Origin of the sequence: Aurantiacibacter zhengii, from assembly GCF_003584125.1 — a bacterium.
Taxonomy (GTDB): Bacteria; Pseudomonadota; Alphaproteobacteria; order Sphingomonadales; family Sphingomonadaceae; genus Alteraurantiacibacter; species Alteraurantiacibacter zhengii.
In genome coordinates this window covers 104724-117748 of sequence record NZ_QXFL01000005.1, presented here as the reverse complement: position 1 = coordinate 117748, position 13025 = coordinate 104724, and the positions used below count along the sequence as shown (strand labels likewise).

Genomic DNA, 13025 nt, shown 5'->3' with positions numbered 1-13025 from the left:
ATTGCAATAGGGGCCGGTTTGCCTCCCATTTGCAGTATTTGCATCTATAAGAGCTTTGTCATGACCAAAGATCCCCAAAACGGCACCGAAGCCGCCGACATCTTCACCGAAATGCTGCGAATGCAGGGCGAAGCGGCCCGCCAGATGATGCAGACGTTTGCTCCCGGTGCAGCCGAATCACTGCCGGATGACACCGCGATCGACGCGATGGGGCGGGCGATGATGGAATTTCAGGAAACGTGGCTGCAGTTCTGCCTGCCAAAGGAAGAGCGCGCTGCGCCCCTGCTGACCGAACCGGCGAGCTGGATGGACGCGCTGCGCAAATGGTCTGCCGCCAACCCGCTGCTGGATGCCGAGGCGCAGCAGAAGCTGTGGTCCGACGGGCTGCAACTGTGGCACGATGTCCTTTCTCAATACTCCGGTGGCGGGGAAATTGGCGAGGGCGCCCAGCTGCCATACAGGGATCGCCGGTTTGCCGACCCTGCCTGGCGCGAACAGCCCGTCTTCGCCCTGATACATCAGACTTACCTGCTGTTTGCCGAACGGCTTTCACAGGGCGTGGATTCAGCCGAGGGCCTTTCTGCCGAAGACCGGGAGAACCTGCGTTTTGCCACCAAGGGCGTGCTGGATGCGATGAGCCCGGCCAACTACCCGCTGATGAACCCCGTCGTGCTGGAACGCACGATGGAAACCAACGGGGAGAACCTGGTGCGCGGGCTGGAGCGGCTGACGCACGATCTGGAAAAGGGTCAGCTGACCCACACCGATACCAGCAAGTTCGTCCTGGGCGAGAATATCGCCAATACGCCGGGCAAGGTGATCTACGAGAGCGAACTATTCCAGATCATCCACTACACGCCGACCACAGACGAGGTGCTTGAAACCCCGCTGCTGATCTTCCCGCCCTGGATCAACCGGTTTTACATCCTGGATCTGAGCGAGAAGAAGAGCTTCGTGCGCTGGGCGCTGGACCAGGGGATCTCCGTGCTGATGGTAAGCTGGAAATCGGCCGACGACAGCCTCGCCCATATCGACTGGGACGACTACATCCTGGCGCAGATCGAAGCGATCGACTTCGTGCGGGAGCGGCTGGACGTGCCCAGCGTGCACACCATCGGCTATTGCGTGGCGGGCACTACCTTGGCGGCGACGCTCGCGGTGCTGGGGCGGCGGGGCGAAGGTGACAAAGTGAAGAGCGCCACCTTCTTCACCGCGCAGGTGGATTTCGAACACGCGGGCGAGCTCAAGCTGTTCATCGACGAGGGCAAACTGGAATTTATCCGGCAGGCCAGCAAGGGCGGTTTCCTCGACGGGCGCTACCTCGCGGCGACCTTCAACATGCTGCGTGGCAGCGACCTGATCTGGAATTACGTGGTCAATCACTACCTGCTGGGGGAGGATTATCCGGCTTTCGACCTGCTTTACTGGAACGGCGATGTCACCAACCTGCCGGCGAAGTGGCATGCGGCCTACCTGCGCGATCTCTATCGCGACAACCTGCTGGTGGAACCCGATGCGCTGGGCGCGGACGGCACCAGCATCGATCTTCGGCTGGTTGCCTGCCCCACCTATATCCAGGCCGGGCGGGAGGATCACATCGCTCCGCCCGAAAGCGTATTCCAGGCGCTGGAGCATTTCTCCGGCCCGAACCGGTTCGTGCTGGCGGGCAGCGGACACATCGCCGGCGTGGTCAATCCCCCGTCCGCGAATAAGTACCAGCATTGGACCAATGAAGGTGACTTTTCGTCGCTGGAGGAATTCGTCGCGGGAGCGACAGAGCATCCGGGCAGCTGGTGGCCAGACTGGGCGGGGTGGCTGGATGCGCTGGACGGCGCGAAGGTGAAGGCTACGGGACGGCGGAAGCCGGGCAACCGGTCCAATCCGGCACTGGAGGACGCACCGGGCAGCTATGTAAAAACGCGCTAGCCTCGATCAAGCCTTTAGGAAATCGCGGTTTTCCGCCATGGTGCAGTGCAACATTTCTCCTTGACTTCGTATCTGCGCGACCTTATTTGTGCAGTGCAACAAGAGGGCGTGAATAGTCACGGCCTCTCGCTCATACGAAGAAACGCAAGCGAGGAAACATGGCAGAGTCAACGTCCAAGACCGACGACCGTGCCGACACGGCTACCGCCGCTGCCGAACCGGCAAAGTCGGAAGTGAAAGCCGAAGAAACCAAGGTCGAGGAAAAGACCGCTCCGGCCGCCGACAAGGCGCCGGCGAAGAAGGCCTCCTCTGCCAAGAAAGCTCCGGCCGCTGCCAAGAAGGCAGCACCGAAGAAAGCAGCCGCCAAGAAGGTCGCTGCCAAGAAAGCTGCACCGGCCAAGAAGCCGGTGGCGAAAAAGACCCCCGCTCCCAAGGCAAGCAAGGCTTCGGCCCCGGCCGCCAAGAGCGCCAAGGCCGAACCCAGTGTTAACCAGCTCAAGGAAAAAATCATGGCAACCGCAAATTTTGACTACTCCAAGCAGATCACCGAATCGATGACCGAAGCGGTCAGCGAAATGCAGGCCCGCACCCAGGCGGCCTACGACAAGAGCACCGAAGCGATGGGCGAAATGACCGATTTCGCCAAGGGTAATGTCGAAGCCGTGGTCGAGACCGGCAAGGTTTTCGCCGAAAGCATGCAGGGCATGGGCAAGACCCTCGCCGATGAGGCGAAGACGGCTTACGAACTCGCCACTGCCGACATCAAGGACATGGCCAGCATCAAGAGCCCGACCGAGCTGTTCCAGCTGCAGGGCAAGATCATGCGTCGCAACTTCGACGCGATGGTATCGATGACCTCGAAGACGACCGATGCCACCATGAAGATGGCCAACGATGTCGCCGCTCCGCTGTCGGCCCGTGTGAACGTGGCCGCGGAAAAGATGACGAAGGTCGCCTAAGCGCCTTCATAGTTCTGGTCGTCCACTCTCCTCCTCTCCCAGGACGATCGGTTGACGGGCCGGACAGCTTTGGCTGTCCGGCCCGAATGCTGTCAGCCCTACAGTCCGGCAGCTGGACCAAATTCTGCAAGAGCGGTCTTGCAGCCAGCCCATTCGATACGATATTCGCCTTCGAAATGATGCAATCCGATCCCTTCTCGGCCCCCCAAGGTTGGACCGTCGTCGCTGCCGATGAGGGCGGCGACGATGCCGACGCGGGCGATGGCCAGGGGCAGGTCGGCATTGCTACCAAGACCCGCGCCAAGCCGAAAAAGCCCAGCCAGTACAAGGTGCTGATGCTGAACGACGATTACACCCCGATGGAATTCGTGGTGATGGTGCTGAAGCGTTTCTTCCGCATGGATATGGAACAGGCCACGCGGGTGATGCTGCACGTTCACCAGCGCGGCGTGGGCGTGTGCGGCATATTCCCCTACGAAGTGGCCGAGACCAAAGTGAACCAGGTGATGGATTTCGCCCGCGAGAACCAGCACCCGCTCCAGTGCACGCTGGAAAAGGCCTGAGGCGGGCTTTTGGCCGTAACATCAGGGCATGACCCGGCCCGGTTTTGTCGCTAAGGCCCGGAAACCCTAACCCTTCCGCCCGATCCATCCACAGCGTCAGACTGGCTCCGTGTCCCGCTTCATCACTGCAACAGACCGCTACATCTTCCGGCTCGTGATCGTGCCGATGATCGGCGTGTTCGTGCTGGCGGCCAGCCTTTTGCTGCTGGAAAAGATGCTGCGCCTGTTCGATTTCGTCAGCGTGGAAGGCGGGCCGATCAGCATCGTTTTCGAGATGCTGCTGAACCTCGTTCCCGAATATGCCGGTCTCGCCATTCCGCTGGGGCTGATGCTGGGCATCCTGTTCGCCTTTCGAAAGCTGGCCATCTCCAGCGAGCTGGACGTGATGCGCGCCGTGGGATGGTCCTACACCCGGCTGCTGCGGGTGCCGTTCCTCATCACGCTTGCGCTGGTGGCGCTGAATTTCGCCATCGTCGGGTTCATCCAGCCGCAGGCGCGCTTCGCCTATGAAGAGATGGAATTCGAACTGCGCTCCGGCGCGCTGGGCGCCTCGATCAAGGTCGGCGAATTCAACACGATCGAGGATCGCATGGCGCTGAGGATCGAGGCCAGCGAGGACGAGGGGCGCCAGCTGATGGGCATTTTCGCCCGCGTCGCGGACGATTCCGGACAGGTCCTCTCGATCTCCGCGCGCGAGGGGCGCTTCCTCGCCAACCGCGAGGATCGCAACACCATCATCCTGCGGCTGGTGGATGGCGTGATCGTCCACAATGTCGCCGACGGCAGTCCCCGCGTCCTCAGCTTCAGCCAGCACGACCTTCCGATAGACCTGCCCGCAATCGAGCAGTTCCGCGACCGCGGCGAGGATGAACGCGAATATGTCCTGCCCGAACTGCTGGAGATCGGCTGGAACCCCGAGAGCACGACCGAAGAACGCGTCGGCAGCCAGGCCAATTTCAATTACCGCATGGTCGAGGTGGTGATGATGCTGATGCTGCCGTTCCTGGCGGTGGCGCTGGCCGTGCCGCCCAAACGCAGCACGTCGGCGCTGGGCGTGTTTCTCTCCATTGTCATCGTGGTCGCCTATCACAAGATCAACCAATACGGCTCCGAAGTGGCGGAGATCGGACGGATCGATCCGTTCCTGGCGTTATGGGGGCCGTTTGCGGTGCTGTTCGCCGTGATCGCGTGGATGTATTATCAGGTCGCCTTCGTGCCGGGTGGACAGGCCATCGGCTTCCTCGAAAGCTTCTGGTCGAAGATTGCGCGCCGCCTGAGGAAACTGATCGGGCGTGACAAGCTGCGCGGCCTGGTGCCCGACGAAGACCTGCACACGCACGAGCAAGAGGAATTGCAGCGGCGGGAGGGCCTGCCCGGTGCTGCTTGATTTCTTCCCCTCGCGAACGCTGACGATCTACCTGGCGAAGATGTTCGCCGTGCGCATCGTGGCCGTATTGGCCATGCTTGTTCTGGTGCTGCTGGCGCTGGACATGCTGGGCAAGACAGGAGACATCCTGGCCGTTCCCGGCAACGGCGATGCCGAGGTCTGGCTTTATGCCTCCCTGCGCGCGCCGCAGCTGGTGGCGCGATTCCTGCCCTATTCGGTGTTGTTGGCCACGATCATCACGCTGGCCGGGCTGAACCAGAATTCCGAAGTCATATCGATGAAGGCGGCAGGGCTTTCCGCCCACCAGATTTTGGCTCCTCTGCTGCTGATCGGCCTGGTGGTGGCGGCCATCTCGTTCGCCTTCAACGAACGTATCGTCACGCGTGCCACGGCCACGCTGAAGGTGTGGGAGGACGTGGAATACGCCGCCATCCCGCAGGACCGGGAAGCGCGCAGCAACGTCTATTTCAACGATGGCAACGACGTGCTGATGGGGGCGACCCTGTCCGGCCGCGGCGCGGAAACGACGCTGACCGACGTGATGTTCTACGAACGCGACGACGGCGGTATGATAACCCGCCAGATCAGCGCGGAGCGGGCAACCTTCGCCTCTCCCGGCTGGCGGATGGAGGACGCATCGGCTTTCAACGTCGCCAGCGCGCAGACCCAGCAACTTGGCAGCGTGGTTGTCGCGCCCGGTGTCGAGATCGCCCAGATTGAACTGCGCCGCGTCGATCCCGACGCGCAGGGGCTGGCCGAACTTTCCGAAAGTATCGAGGCGCTGCAGGGCGCTGGTCGCCGCACCGGCGAGCTGGAAGCCAAGTGGTGGCACAAGATTTCCGGCCCCCTGTCCGCCGTGCTGATGCCGCTGCTGGGCGCGGTGGCAGGTTTCGGGCTTGCCAGATCCGGCCAGCTGTTCGCCCGCGCGGTGATTGGCATGGCGCTGGGCTTCGCCTATTTCGTGGTCGATAACGCTGCGCTCGCCATGGGCAGTTTTGGCGGATACCCGCCGCTGCTGGCGGCCTGGGCACCGTTTTTCCTGTTCATGCTGGTGGGCGAAACGGTGCTGGTGCGTACGGAAGAGTGACCGCGCCCGAATGGTCCCTTCGCCTGGCACGCCCCGGAGATGCCGAGCAGTTCTCCGAGGTGGAAGAAGACGCTGCCCGGCTGCTTGCCGAAGAGCCCTCGCTGGCGGGCATCGCCATGCCGCCGTCACGCTCTGCGGCGGAATATCGCGCTATCATCGCCCAACGCCAGAGCCTGTCGGCCACTTTTGACGAGAATGTGATCGGCTTTGCCGCCGCCCGTCCGGCTGGGCGTGAACTGCATCTTCACGAACTCAGCGTTGCCCGCGCGTTTCAGCGGCGCCGCATCGGCTCCACGCTATTGCGAGCGTTGAAGATCGACGCTGCCAATGCCGGCTTTGCCGCGATTACGCTGCACACCTTTCGCGACATCGCCTGGAATGCGCCGTTTTACGCGGGCCATGGCTTCACCGTGGTAGAGGATGTGGCAGATCACGCGCGCCTTTCCGCCGGACTGGAAGCAGCAATTGAGGCCGGGCTTCCGGGGGAGCGCCGCTGTGCCATGATCTGCCCGCTGAACAGATAGCGAGGGAAAGGCGTGTGGAACCGCTGCGATTTACGCTGCGTTGATGGCAGGAACGCACCAAGGAGCATCCCTCATGAAAGCTATCAAGTTTGCCGCCCTTCCGCTCGCCGCTGCCATGGCTTTGGCAGCCTGCGCCGATGCCGAGCCCGAAGTGTCCGAAGATCCCACCGCCGAGACCGTGCTCGACGTGACATCCGATACGCCGGAATCGGTTCAGGAATACAATGCCGAGGCGGCCGACAGTGAAGCGGGCATGACGGACGATACGATGGACGAGACCGGCACCATGGAAGATACCGAAGAGACGCCTGACACGATGGAATAGGCAAAGTTCGCCGGTTTCGACCGGCGCACCTGCCGCCGGTCAGGCCCCGCGCCGTCCCATGGTGCTGCGGGCGATCCGGTTCACCAGCGGGATCATGCCGGGATGGCTGGCCTCGGCAAAGGTCGAGGTGTCGCCAAGCTTGGCCGAGATGCGCTTATGCGCCTCGTGCAGCGAGTGATAGGGCATGGACGGGATGAGGTGGTGCAGCGCGTGATAGCGCAGCCCCACTGGCGCCCACACGCCCGCCACGAAGCTGGGCACGTTCACGCTGTCGAGATACTGCGCGGTCACGGTCATGGCCTCTCCGTCGTTCTCCCACAGATGGGCGACCAGTGTGCGCAGCTGGTTGAACACGGCCACGGCGGCGGTGACGGCAGCGGCAATCAGCAGCGGACGCCAGCCCAGCCAGAACGGCGTGGTGATGAGGAACATGGCCCACGCGCTTGCGCCTACCTGCTGGAACAGGAACCAGCCGCGCTCCTTCGCTTCCGGCGGACGGCGGCGGAATGCGGGGTTGATCGAAAGCGAGGACAGCCGTTCCCACGCGAAGCGGCGCAGCGGCGGCACGATCAGTCCGAGCGGCGCGAGAATGCCCCAGCGTACGATGAGCGCAATGGGGGCAAGCGCCGCGATCAGGACGAACAGCGGCAGGCTCCACGGTTTCATCAGTGCAAGCGGCATGTATTCGGGATCTTCGACGGTGCCGTACTTCGTGCGCGCGTGATGCAGCGTGTGAACGCTTTCGTACATCAGGCTGGGCGTAAGCAGCGGAATGCCCACCAGCAGGTTCCAGCCTGTGCGAAAACCCGGCAGGGCATCGCGATGCAGGTGGCTGATCTCGTGAATGAACAGCAAGGCGCGGTAGAGCGCGAAAACCGAGACGATTCCCAGCGCCACGGCAAGCCAGGTGCTTTCCACCAGGATCGCCCCCGCCAGCGTCGCGTAGCCGAGCAGGGCGGACACAATCATGTCGGGCCAGTAGATTTCCGGGCGTGCGGTGTTGAGGTCGCGCGTCAGTTCTGCCGCGGCACGCAGCATCGTCTTGTCATCGGGAATCTGGGCGTGAACGCGTCTGCGCTGCGCGGGGCCAGCGGCGCTTTCGTGCTCGGGAATGTTACTCGTCGCGTCCATGGGGCGGCTCTATAATGCAATCTGTCGAAAAGTGCGATGCGCGGGCCAATATGTCGGCGCGCTTGACATGGCCTTGATGCATATCAAGAGCGAACACGATATGAACGAAAGGCCAAGTGTGTGAGCCAGCAGATAGATATTGCCCCGGTTTCCGGCAAGGGCGACCTCGACGCATTCATAGAAATTGCCTTCGAGCTGAACAAGGACGATCCTAACTGGGTTCCGCCGCTGCGCATGGAAGTGCGCGAACTGCTGAACGAAAAGAAGAACCCTTTTTTCGAGCACGCCAAGGTACAACTGTTCCTCGCACGCCGCGCGGGCAAGGTGGTGGGCCGGATTTCCTCCCACTACGATGAGCTCGCGCTGGCCCAGCCGCCCGAGCAGGGCAGCGGGCCGGGAACCGGCAACTGGGGCCTGATGGAGGCTGCGGACGAACAGGTGATGGCCGCGCTGATCGCGCGCGCGGAAGACTGGCTGCGCGAACAGGGCATGACCCGCGTTCTCGCGCCGTTTAGCCTCTCCGTGTGGGACGAGCCGGGTCTGCTGGTGGAAGGTCACGATCATCAGCCGATGATCATGATGGGCCATCACAATGCCGCCTATCAGGGCTGGGTGGAGGCGCAGGGCTATACCGTGGCGAAGCGCCTGCTGACTTACGATCTGCAAATCCACGCCGGTTTCCCGCCGCTGATCGATCGCATCGTGGCATCGGGAGAGAAATCCAGCCGCATCCACGTGCGCATGGTCGACACCAAGAACTTCGAGGCGGACGCGGCCATCTGCATGGATATCCTGAACGCCGCGTGGTCCAACAACTGGGGCTATGTTCCGTTTACGGAGAAAGAAAAGGTCTACGCCTCCAACAAGCTGAAGCCGCTGACCAAGCAGGGCGCGAACATGATCGCCTTCGTGGATGGAGAGCCGGCCGCCTTCATGCTCGCGTGGCCGGACATCAACCAGAAGCTTGTCGATTACGACGGCAAGCTGCTGCCGTTCAACTGGCTGAAGCTGCTGTGGTGGCTGCGCAATCCGGATTCGCTCAACTGGCGTGTGCCGCTTATGGGCGTGATCCCCAAGTATCAGAACAGCCGCATGGCCAGCCAGCTGGCTTTCATGATGATCGAATATATCCGCCGCTATTCCGTCGGCCGCTTCGATGCAGAACGTGGCGAGATCGGCTGGATCCTGGAGGACAACCAGGGGATGAAGGCAATTGCCGATGCCATCGGGGCGAAGGTGAACCGGGTTTACAATCTCTACAGCAAGACCCTCTGACCATTTAGGTTTGTTGGCGGGGAACTTGGTGGCGCGCACCGGCGTTGGCTTGGCAGGCTAACACCTTCCAATGCCCACACTGTCCCCCTTCGGAGTCCGATGAGCAAGACTGCTGTTTCCAAGGCCGGCTCCGGCAAGAATGGCAAGCTGCCAAAGCTTGGCCGTGTTTTGCTGGTGGAGGACGATGCCGTGCTGGCCATGTCGCTGGAAGACGCCCTGCTTTCCGGCGGCGCCGAAGAGGTGATCATCTGTCACACCATGCAATCCACCATGGAGCAGCTGGAGGACGGGGACAGGCTCGATGCGATTGTGCTCGACGTCCATCTTGCCGACCGTGACGACGGATGGGCGCTGGCGGAACTGGTCGACATGCTCGGCCCGAAGCGGCCCTGGATTGCATTCTCTACCGGTTCGCCCGGCGACATTCCGAAGGAAATCGCCCAGATGGGACCGATCTTCGAGAAGCCCTACGATCCCGAACAACTGGTTCAGGTCATGGCCGCCGGGCGCAAGCGTGGCCTCTTTTCACGCCTGCTCCGCTAGGCAATCCCACGTTTTGGCTACGTAACGCGCCGCGCAACCGCGCGCACTGGATACGTGAGTGTCGCATTCCCTTTCGCGAAATGCCCAAAAAAAAGGCCCCCGATCTGTGATCGGAGGCCTCTTGGGATCGTATCACCAGCCGCTTGGACGGGAGGGGGGTCTCGGCGGTGATACAGACTAAATGACCGTCTCGAAAACCGGTTCCCCGGCCCGTAAAAAAAATTGAAAAAATTTTCGCGGGCTTGGCTGGGCCGTTCCGGTGACGCGCAATCGGAGGTGGACATCGGCGCGGAAAAAGCCATCTGGAACCCAAGCGCACCGCGCGCGTTCACGTGACACCTACAATCGGGAAGGGTTTATATGAGTATTGGTGCCGAAGTTGCTGCACACCTGCCGTTTCTCCGCCGCTACGCGCGCGCTCTCACGGGCTCGCAGTCGACCGGCGATGCATTTGTCCAGGCCACGCTGGAAGCTGCTCTCGCCGACGAAGGCGTCGCGGACAGCCTGCGCGGTGGCCGGGTTCCGCTGTACAAGGCGTTCAACAAGGTCTGGTCGAGCGCGTACATGGAAGTTGAAAGCGCCGAGTCGATGGGCAGCACCCATGAGATCGCTGCGCAGGACCAGTTGAAGCGTATCACACCGGTCAACCGCCAGGCGCTGCTGCTGACGACGGTGGAGGATTTCTCCGCCGAGGAAGCTGCCGAGATCATGGACATGAGCGAATCCGACGTGGAAGAACTCGTCCGTGAAGCCGTCGCAGAGATCGAGCGCGAAAGCGCGACCAGCGTCCTCATCATCGAGGACGAGCCGCTTATCTCCATGCAGCTTGAAGACCTGGTGAAATCGCTGGGCCACGAAATCTGCGGGACTGCTGCCACGCGCACGCAGGCGCAGGATGTGGTGGCGGACAAGACGCCGGGTCTCGTGCTTGCCGACATCCAGCTGGCCGACGGTTCCTCGGGCCTCGACGCGGTGGACGATATCCTCGCCATCCAGTCGGTGCCGGTGATCTTCATCACTGCCTATCCCGAACGCCTGCTGACGGGTGATCGGCCCGAGCCGACCTACCTCATCACCAAGCCGTTCCAGGAAGACACGGTGCGCGCGGCGATCAGCCAGGCGCTGTTCTTCGGCTCCAGCCGCCCGCTGGACTGAGACTGTTTCTCAAGCGTCCCCGGCGGTTTTCTCGTCGGGGCGCTTCCACAACACCCACCAGGCGATGGCTGCGGCGGCAAGGCCGCCCAGCAGGTTCGCCGCCAGTTCGGCCAGATAGACAGCCTGCGTGCCAAGCGCACTGCGCAGCAGCCAGGCAAACGGCACCATCACCAGAAGCACGCGGCTGATGGACAGGGCAAGCGCATTGCTGGCCCTGTCGATGGCGTTGAGCGCGCCGTTCACCACGATCAGCACGCCGTACCCGGCATAACCCCAGACCGAGATCGCGAGATAGGCGCTGGTGGCTTCCAGCGTTTTCGCCTCGTCGCTGAACAGCCCGGCGAACCAGCCACGCAGCGAATAAAGCACCAGCGCCGCAGCCAGCCCGTAACCGAGGCAGAACAGACCCGCCTGGACAAGCGCGCGGCGCGCCCTGTCGTACTGCCGTGCGCCCCAATTCTGCCCGACGATAGCGCCGATGGAGCCCGACAGTGCCAGCAGGGGCACCACGGCGAAACTCTGCAGGCGTCCGCCCGCGCCAAAACCGGCAACGGCCGCCGATCCCTCCGCCGCCAGCAGCGAGGTCAGGATGGCAAGGCCCGCCGGGTTGATCGAATTGGTGAAAGCGGCAGGCCCGGCCACGCGGGTCAGCGCTTTCAACTGCACGCCCACGCGGCACTTGGTTACCGCCGATGGGCGGAAGGGAAGGTCGTGCCGCTCCAGCAGCCAGAATGCCGCGATGATGGCGACCAGCCAGCCGCCTATGGTAGCATATGCCGCGCCAGCTACCCCGAAGCCCTCGATCCCGAAAGCTCCGGTGATCAGCAAGGGATCGAGGACCCAGTTCACGATGGAATAGATCACCAGCACGGCGGTGTTGCTCTTCGCCGCGCCCTGACCGCGCAGAACGCCGTTGGCGCCCATCATGGTCATCATCAGCACGAAGCCCAGCGAATAGGGCAGCATGTACTGGTCGATCAGTGGCAGGATCGCCGCGTCGGCCTGCATCAAGGCGAACAGCGGCTGGCGCAGCGCGAACAGCGAGAGGCCCAGAACGATCCCGGCGGCAAGGCCCAGCATCAGGCCCAGGTTCGCGCGGGCGAGGGCACGTTCGTCGTCCCCTTCGCCCAGCGCCCGGCTGACAACGGAGTTGATCCCCACCATCACGCCCACGCCAAGGCTTTGCAGTGCGGTTATGACGGGAAAGATGAAACTGATCGCGGCCAGTTCGTTCGCGCCAAGCTGGCCGACGAAATAGGCATCGATCACACCGACGGACATGATCGCGGCCACGCCCACTACGGCGGGCGAGGTCTGGCGTACCAGGTGCCCGGCGATCGATCCGCGCACCAGCTTTGCGCGCGGATTGTCCGGTGTTTCTGCCTCTGTTGCCATGCGCCTCCAGATGGGTGTCAGCCGTCCAGCGGCAACATGGCCCTAAGCGGGAGTGCCGGTGCGATCAACCTTGGCGACAAACGGGTGACTTGGCAGCGTGGAAGGCTGGACATCGCGCTTCGAAGGCGCAAGATCAGCGCGGCCATCCATTCCATCGCGCAACTGACAGGCAAAGCTATCCCATGACAGCCATGACGGTGAACGAGCGTCCGGTCGATTTCGACATGGACCCCGACACCCCGCTGCTCCACGCCTTGCGCGATGCGGCGAACCTTACCGGTACGAAGTACGGCTGCGGCGTGGGGGACTGCGGTGCCTGCATGGTGCTGGTGGACGGAGAGGCGCTGCGCAGTTGCCTTGTTACCATCGGCGAGGCGGAAGGGCGTTTCATCACCACGATCGAGGGGCTGAGCCGCGACCGCTCGCACCCGGTGCAGCAGGCCCTCGTGGCGGAGCAGGCCATTCAGTGCGGGTTCTGCACCCCGGGCATTGCCATAGCCGCAGCCAGCCTGCTGCGCGGCAACCCCGACCCGATCGAAGCACAGATCCGCGAAGCCATTCCCAATCTGTGCCGTTGCGGAGTCTACCCCCGGTTGGTCCGCGCGGTGCAACGCGCCGCGCGTGTTGGCAGCAGGCGGGAAAGGATCAGCGCCGCGCCTGCACCGGGTATCGATCCGCAAGACGCCGCGCGGGCCGTTCCGGGAATGCGGGCCGAAGGTGCCGATCCCCAGGGCGGCACCTCCGACTAGTCAGGC

13 protein-coding genes are annotated in these 13025 nt (G+C 62.8%); 11 read left to right on the top strand and 2 right to left on the bottom strand.

Features of this window, described 5'->3' with window-relative positions; translation table 11 throughout:
* Window positions 1-60: 60 nt before the first annotated feature.
* The 7 genes from D2V07_RS12290 to D2V07_RS12260 all read left to right on the top strand — a co-directional run bounded on the left by D2V07_RS12290 (window position 61) and on the right by D2V07_RS12260 (window position 6771).
* On the top strand, window positions 61-1926 hold the full coding sequence (locus D2V07_RS12290; RefSeq protein ID WP_119587296.1) for a PHA/PHB synthase family protein: 1866 nt from the start codon (window positions 61-63) through the stop codon (window positions 1924-1926).
* Between the two features lie 158 nt (window positions 1927-2084).
* A complete protein-coding gene (locus tag D2V07_RS12285; protein WP_119587295.1) occupies window positions 2085-2885 on the top strand; it encodes a phasin family protein in 801 nt (266 codons plus the stop codon).
* A 176-nt stretch (window positions 2886-3061) separates the two neighbouring features.
* Entirely contained in the window at window positions 3062-3448 is a 387-nt protein-coding gene (gene clpS / locus D2V07_RS12280; RefSeq protein WP_233548403.1) for an ATP-dependent Clp protease adapter ClpS, read from the top strand.
* Window positions 3449-3557: 109 nt separating this feature from the next.
* A complete protein-coding gene (locus D2V07_RS12275; RefSeq protein ID WP_267899758.1) occupies window positions 3558-4835 on the top strand; it encodes an LptF/LptG family permease in 1278 nt (425 codons plus the stop codon).
* Window positions 4825-5922, top strand: a complete 1098-nt coding sequence (gene lptG, locus D2V07_RS12270) for an LPS export ABC transporter permease LptG (protein WP_119587294.1) — start codon at window positions 4825-4827, stop codon at window positions 5920-5922. Before D2V07_RS12275 ends, lptG begins: the two co-directional genes overlap by 11 nt.
* The gene (locus D2V07_RS12265) at window positions 5919-6446 is read left to right on the top strand and encodes a GNAT family N-acetyltransferase (protein WP_119587293.1); all 528 of its coding nucleotides are present in this window, start codon (window positions 5919-5921) and stop codon (window positions 6444-6446) included. Before lptG ends, D2V07_RS12265 begins: the two co-directional genes overlap by 4 nt.
* A gap of 73 nt (window positions 6447-6519) precedes the next feature.
* On the top strand, window positions 6520-6771 hold the full coding sequence (locus tag D2V07_RS12260) for a hypothetical protein (RefSeq protein WP_119587292.1): 252 nt from the start codon (window positions 6520-6522) through the stop codon (window positions 6769-6771).
* A gap of 39 nt (window positions 6772-6810) precedes the next feature.
* On the opposite strand, the gene D2V07_RS12255 is transcribed toward D2V07_RS12260, so the two are convergent.
* Window positions 6811-7902 (bottom strand): fatty acid desaturase family protein, encoded by a 1092-nt coding sequence (locus D2V07_RS12255; protein ID WP_119587291.1) that lies wholly within the window; start codon window positions 7900-7902, stop codon window positions 6811-6813.
* A gap of 120 nt (window positions 7903-8022) precedes the next feature.
* Between D2V07_RS12255 and D2V07_RS12250 the strand changes: the two genes are divergently transcribed.
* The 3 genes from D2V07_RS12250 to D2V07_RS12240 all read left to right on the top strand — a co-directional run bounded on the left by D2V07_RS12250 (window position 8023) and on the right by D2V07_RS12240 (window position 10875).
* On the top strand, window positions 8023-9177 hold the full coding sequence (locus D2V07_RS12250; protein ID WP_119587290.1) for an N-acetyltransferase: 1155 nt from the start codon (window positions 8023-8025) through the stop codon (window positions 9175-9177).
* 99 nt (window positions 9178-9276) lie between these two features.
* Window positions 9277-9720 carry a response regulator gene (locus D2V07_RS12245; protein ID WP_119587289.1) on the top strand — a complete coding sequence of 148 codons (444 nt, stop codon included), beginning with the start codon at window positions 9277-9279 and terminating at the stop codon, window positions 9718-9720.
* Window positions 9721-10080: 360 nt separating this feature from the next.
* The gene (locus D2V07_RS12240) at window positions 10081-10875 is read left to right on the top strand and encodes a response regulator (protein ID WP_119587288.1); all 795 of its coding nucleotides are present in this window, start codon (window positions 10081-10083) and stop codon (window positions 10873-10875) included.
* Between the two features lie 9 nt (window positions 10876-10884).
* On the opposite strand, the gene D2V07_RS12235 is transcribed toward D2V07_RS12240, so the two are convergent.
* A complete protein-coding gene (locus D2V07_RS12235) occupies window positions 10885-12270 on the bottom strand; it encodes an MATE family efflux transporter (RefSeq protein ID WP_119587287.1) in 1386 nt (461 codons plus the stop codon).
* A gap of 182 nt (window positions 12271-12452) precedes the next feature.
* Between D2V07_RS12235 and D2V07_RS12230 the strand changes: the two genes are divergently transcribed.
* Entirely contained in the window at window positions 12453-13019 is a 567-nt protein-coding gene (locus D2V07_RS12230) for a (2Fe-2S)-binding protein (RefSeq protein WP_119587286.1), read from the top strand.
* Window positions 13020-13025 lie beyond the last annotated feature (6 nt).